6 protein-coding genes are annotated in these 4,634 nt (G+C 30.0%); all 6 read left to right on the forward strand.

What is annotated here, in order from left to right; translation table 11 throughout:
* Positions 1 to 155 precede the first annotated feature (155 nt).
* Genes KA468_RS09980 through KA468_RS10005 form a run of 6 tightly spaced genes read left to right on the forward strand, consistent with a single transcriptional unit; the run spans position 156 to position 4,574 of the window.
* Positions 156 to 1,034, forward strand: a complete 879-nt coding sequence (locus tag KA468_RS09980) for an HlyD family efflux transporter periplasmic adaptor subunit (RefSeq protein ID WP_291242792.1) — start codon at positions 156 to 158, stop codon at positions 1,032 to 1,034.
* Between the two features lie 21 nt (positions 1,035 to 1,055).
* Positions 1,056 to 1,460 carry a hypothetical protein gene (locus tag KA468_RS09985; protein WP_291242793.1) on the forward strand — a complete coding sequence of 135 codons (405 nt, stop codon included), beginning with the start codon at positions 1,056 to 1,058 and terminating at the stop codon, positions 1,458 to 1,460.
* 32 nt (positions 1,461 to 1,492) lie between these two features.
* A complete protein-coding gene (locus KA468_RS09990) occupies positions 1,493 to 1,780 on the forward strand; it encodes a hypothetical protein (protein WP_187658584.1) in 288 nt (95 codons plus the stop codon).
* Positions 1,780 to 2,676, forward strand: a complete 897-nt coding sequence (locus KA468_RS09995) for an ABC transporter ATP-binding protein (protein ID WP_291242794.1) — start codon at positions 1,780 to 1,782, stop codon at positions 2,674 to 2,676. Before KA468_RS09990 ends, KA468_RS09995 begins: the two co-directional genes overlap by 1 nt.
* An 8-nt stretch (positions 2,677 to 2,684) precedes the next feature.
* Complete coding sequence (locus KA468_RS10000) at positions 2,685 to 3,419, forward strand: ABC transporter ATP-binding protein (protein WP_291242795.1); 735 nt, start codon at positions 2,685 to 2,687, stop codon at positions 3,417 to 3,419.
* A 48-nt stretch (positions 3,420 to 3,467) separates the two neighbouring features.
* Complete coding sequence (locus KA468_RS10005) at positions 3,468 to 4,574, forward strand: ABC transporter permease (protein WP_112112172.1); 1,107 nt, start codon at positions 3,468 to 3,470, stop codon at positions 4,572 to 4,574.
* The last annotated feature ends 60 nt before the right edge of the window (positions 4,575 to 4,634 follow it).

Genomic DNA, 4,634 nt, shown 5'->3' on the forward strand with positions numbered 1-4,634 from the left:
TGGTGTGATAACATCGTCTGAATATCTTATAGAATTAACCAATTTATTTGAAGCAAAAAATATTTTGAAAACGCATGAAGTTCAATTAGCAGCTGCTAAATCAAATTACGAAATAATTAAAGGAAAATAAAATAGTACCCGAAAAATTTAAAAAAATGAAAAAAATAAGCATAATAATTTTAGCAACGATAGGGTTAATTTCTTGTAACAAAAATAACGACAAAGCTGACGGTTATGGGAATTTTGAAGCAACTGAAATAACTATTTCTTCAGAAGCTAACGGTAAAATAGAGTTTTTAAAAGTCGAAGAAGGAGATGAATTAAAATCTCAATTACAAGTAGGATTAGTTGATACATTACAATTACATTTTGCGAAACAACAATTAATTGCCTCTAAAAGCACCGTGTCGTCAAAATCCGCAAATATAATATCACAAAAAAGCGTCTTAAATGAACAATTAAAAACAGCTAAATTAGAGAAAAACCGAATCCGTAATATGTATGCTGAAAATGCTGCAACTAAACGACAAGTAGATGAAATTGAAGGAAAGGTAAAAGTTATCGAAGAGCAAATAAAAAGTGTCGGAACTCAAAATGCACCTATTTTAAATGACTTAAAATCGATAGATGTACAAATTGCTAGAATCAATGATCAAATAGCAAAAAGTAAAATTATTAATCCTATTAATGGAACTGTTCTAACTAAGTATGCTGAACCAGGCGAAATAACAGCATTTGGAAAACCACTATACAAGATAGCTGATATTTCTGAAATGACTTTGCGAATCTATGTAAGCGAAACACAGTTGTCAAAAATAAAAGTTGGACAAAATGTATCGGTAAAAATTGATGCTGAAAAAGATATGAAATCATATCAAGGAAACATTTCATGGATTGCATCTTCGGCAGAGTTTACTCCTAAAATTATTCAAACAAAAGAAGAACGAGTAAATCTCGTTTATGCCGTAAAGGTAAAAGTAAAAAATGATGGCAGTCTAAAAATCGGGATGCCAGCAGAAATGTGGATTAAATAATAATTAAAAAAAATACAAGAAATGTTAAAAATAAAAATTGCCTTTTTAGCCACAGTTATATTACTCCTTTTCTCTTGTAACACGAAATCAAAAGAAGAAAAAACTACTGAAATTAAAACTGAAGAACACCAACATTCTGAAAGCGAAACAATTCAATTGAACAATGGTGAAAAATGGAAGGTAGATGATAATATGATGCTACACATTCGTAATATGGAAAAAGATGTAGACCATTTTGACCAAGAAAAAGACACTAATTATTCATTATTAGCGGATAAATTAAAGACAAATATTGATATACTAACATCAAATTGTACCATGAAAGGACAAGCTCATGACGAACTTCACAAATGGTTAGTTCCATATATAGAGTTAGTCGATTCGTTTTCTGAAGAAAAATCAGCAAATCAGTTTACAGAAATTTAAAATTCGTTTAAAACATTTAATCAATATTTCCAATGATTTTAAAAAACTTACATACCGAAAATAAACCCGTTCAAACACAATTATTATTTGAACCAAAAGACGCTAAAGTAATTTCATTGCAAATAGCAAAAGGTGAAACACTTAAAGAGCACGTTTCAAAAATACCTGCATTGTTAGTTTGCATTTCAGGAAATGCTGTTTTTACTGATGATAAAGGAACAGTCGTTAATCTCAATTCAGGCACTTATGTAATGATTGAAGAAAATGTAAAACACGCAATAAAAGCAATTGATGAAAGTAATTTCTTATTGATGAAATAATGAGTATTGCTGTAAACAACATATCAAAATATTACAAAAAATTAAAAGCAGTCGAAAACATTACTTTTAATGTAAATGACGGAGAATTATTTGGTTTAATTGGACCTGATGGCGCAGGAAAAACAACTATTTTCAGAATACTTACTACGCTTTTAGTTGCCAATGAAGGAAGTGCTGAAGTAGCAGGTTTTGACGTAGTCAAACAACTCAAAGAAATCAGAAACTCTGTTGGCTATATGCCAGGAAAATTCTCGCTATATCAAGATTTAACTGTTGAAGAAAATCTACATTTTTTTGCCACTATTTTCGGAACCACAATTGAGGAAAATTATGATTTAATTAAAGACATATACATTCAAATTGAACCATTCAAAGACAGAAGAGCAGGTGCTCTTTCGGGCGGAATGAAACAAAAATTAGCATTATGTTGTGCGTTAATTCATGCTCCAAAAGTATTATTTCTTGACGAACCAACTACAGGAGTTGATCCCGTTTCTCGAAAAGAATTTTGGATAATGCTAAAAAGATTGCAACAAAAAGGCATTACAATATTAGTTTCAACACCCTATATGGATGAAGCTTCTCTTTGCGATAGAATTGCATTAATTCAAAAAGGCAAAATTTTAAAAATAGATACACCTCAAAATATCATTAACAACTACGAAAAAGTAATTTATGATGTACAAGCAAAAAACACACACGGATTGATTCACGATTTAAAAAATTATCCTAATCAATACAGTGTTTATGCTTTTGGTGAGTTTGTACATTACATAGATAAAAATGCAACTTTCAATCCAAACGATTTACAAACCTATTTGAAAAATAAAAATCATACGGATATAATTATTAAACCTGCTACAATAACCATTGAAGATGTTTTCATGGACTTATAAACAAAAAAATGGAAAGAGAAAAAATAATATGTGTAAAAAATTTAACAAAAGAGTTTGGCCATTTTACTGCTGTAAAAGGCATTTCATTTGATGTTTATAAAGGAGAAATTTTTGGTTTTTTAGGAGCCAATGGAGCAGGGAAAACAACAGCTATGAAAATGTTGATTGGAATTTCAAATCCTACTTCAGGTGAAGCCAATGTTGCAGGTTTTGATGTTCACTCACAAGCCGATATGGTAAAAAAAAGTATTGGTTATATGAGCCAAAAGTTCTCAATGTATGATGATTTAACTATTAAAGAAAACATTACTTTTTTTGGTGGAATTTATGGATTATCAAGAATACAAATCAAACAAAAAATCGCACAATTAATAGAAGAATTAGAACTTCAAGAAGTAGCAAATAATTTAGTAGGTTCGTTACCATTGGGTTGGAAACAAAAATTGTCGTTTTCAGTTGCATTACTGCACGAGCCAAAAATTGTTTTTCTCGATGAGCCAACAGGAGGCGTTGACCCAATAACCCGAAGACAATTTTGGGAAATGATTTATACACAAGCTTATAAAGGTACTACCATTTTTGTAACCACACATTACATGGATGAAGCAGAATATTGTGACCGTGTTTCTATTATGGTTGACGGCTCTATTGAAGCTTTAGACACCCCAAAAAATTTAAAACAACAATTCAAAGTAGATTCTATGAATGATGTTTTTTTAAAATTAGCAAGGAATATTGAATAAATAATTAAAAAAGAGGAGAAGATTGCTTCGTTCCTCGCAATGACAATTATGAAAAGATTTATCGGATTTGTAAAAAAAGAATTCTACCATATTTTCAGAGATAAACGTTCTTTGTTTATTCTGTTTGGTATGCCGATTGCCCAAATTTTATTGTTTGGTTTTGCCATAACAAATGAAATTAACAATGTTGACATTGCCATTTTAGACCAATCAAATGATATAGAAACACAAAAAATTATCTATAAAATAAAAGCATCACCCTATTTTAATGTTGAAAACCAAATTGAAAAAGAAAGCGACATAGAATCAGAATTTAAAAAAGGAAAAATCAAGGCAGTTCTTATTTTCGAACCAAATTTTAGTAAAAATCTAGAAACCAAAAAAGTAGCAGTAGTTCAAGCAATTACCGATGCGACCGAACCTAATGTTGCCAACACAATAGCAAATTATACCTCAGCAATTATACAAAATTATCAATCGCAAAAAAAACAATCCAATAGTAATCCGGTAAAGGTTGAAGTACAATCGAGAATGTTTTATAATCCTGAACTCAAAAGTGTTTTTAATTTTGTTCCGGGTGTAATGACCGTTATTCTAATGCTTGTTTCAGCTATGATGACCTCTATTTCTATCACACGAGAAAAAGAATTAGGCACTATGGAAATTCTTTTAGTTTCTCCATTAAAACCATTTCAAGTAATTATTGGAAAAGTATTTCCTTATATTTTTCTTTCCATTATCAATGCAATCGTAATATTAACATTAGGCTATTTTGTGTTCAAAATGCCTATAAATGGAAGCATCTTTTTGTTAGCTTTTGAAAGTATATTATTTATCATTTCTGCTCTTTCATTGGGGATATTAATTTCTACCGTTTCTAATTCTCAACAAACCGCAATGATGTTATCATTAATGGGTTTGATGCTACCAGTAATTATTCTATCAGGATTTATATTTCCTATAAATAGTATGCCTTTACCCATGCAAGTAATCAGTAACATCATACCTGCAAAATGGTTCATTATTATTGTAAAAGCCATTATGCTCAAGGGAGTCGGAATTCAATATATATGGAAAGAAACCCTTATATTAATTGGGATGACCGTATTTTTTATAACATTGAGCATCAAAAAATATAAAATTAGACTAGAATAAGAATAGTATCACTGTAAAGGTTTAAAAACAATCATTGGGATATAAAAATAAATTATGAAA

Source organism: Flavobacterium sp. (assembly GCF_017985075.1).
In the GTDB taxonomy this organism is placed as follows: Bacteria; Bacteroidota; Bacteroidia; order Flavobacteriales; family Flavobacteriaceae; genus Flavobacterium.

Bases quoted from the DNA above. Each gene is read 5' to 3' on its own strand.
- KA468_RS09985 (WP_291242793.1), top strand. From the start codon at position 1,056: ATGTTAAAAATAAAAATTGCCTTTTTAGCCACAGTTATATTACTCCTT.
- KA468_RS10000 (WP_291242795.1), top strand. From the start codon at position 2,685: ATGGAAAGAGAAAAAATAATATGTGTAAAAAATTTAACAAAAGAGTTT.
- KA468_RS09990 (WP_187658584.1), top strand. From the start codon at position 1,493: ATGATTTTAAAAAACTTACATACCGAAAATAAACCCGTTCAAACACAA.
- KA468_RS09995 (WP_291242794.1), top strand. From the start codon at position 1,780: ATGAGTATTGCTGTAAACAACATATCAAAATATTACAAAAAATTAAAA.
- KA468_RS09980 (WP_291242792.1), top strand. From the start codon at position 156: ATGAAAAAAATAAGCATAATAATTTTAGCAACGATAGGGTTAATTTCT.
- KA468_RS10005 (WP_112112172.1), top strand. From the start codon at position 3,468: ATGAAAAGATTTATCGGATTTGTAAAAAAAGAATTCTACCATATTTTC.